The 761-nt window shown below is 48.1% G+C and carries 1 pseudogene; it reads right to left on the minus strand.

The annotated features are described in order from the left end of the window. Positions 1 to 761, minus strand: a pseudogene (locus ACYVRH_RS13770) (argininosuccinate synthase); the annotation flags it as partial.

Raw genomic sequence — 761 nt, forward strand, 5'->3', positions numbered from 1 at the left:
GACAAGCACGGGAAGACCGTAGAGTTTTATAAAGCCCTTTGCATCGGCGTGGTTGAAAAGTTCTCCCGTTGTAAAACTCGCGAGGCTTGTGTTGTAAAGCGAATAGGCTGACGTTACTCCTGCGGCGTTTATCGAACCCTTGTAAAGTTTAAGCCTTACTTTGCCGGTTACAGTCCGTTGGGTGCTGTCAACAAAATCGCATAACGCTTCGCGTAACGGAGTGAACCAGAGGCCGCCGTAGATAAGTTCGCTTAATTTTAGCGAAACTTGCTGCTTGAATGAATAAGTCTGCCTGTCAAGACAGAGGTGCTCAAGTTCCTGATGGGCGTAGTAGAGGATAGATCCGCCTGGGGTTTCATATACGCCCCTGCTTTTCATTCCGACAACGCGGTTTTCCACCAAGTCTGCAACGCCGATGCCGTTTGCGCCGCCTATTTTGTTGAGCGCGTTAATCAACTGAACGCCTTCCATTTTTTTCCCGTTTAGGGAGACGGGGACGCCTTTTTCAAATTCGATTTCCACATATTCAGGCTTATTAGGCGCTTTTTCAGGCGGTACGATCATGGTAAGCTTTTTTTTAACTGCGGTTCAGTCGCAGGGTCTTCAAGCTCAAGCCCCTCATGGGAAATATGCCAAAGGTTGTCGTCCATGCTGTAAGATTTTTTCTTCGCTACAGGAACGGGAATTTTTCTCCTTGCGAGATACCGCATCTCGTCCTGTCTGCTTTTCAGTTTCCATGTCCGCCATGGGGCGATTATTTC

The organism is Treponema sp. R80B11-R83G3 (genome assembly GCF_054786115.1).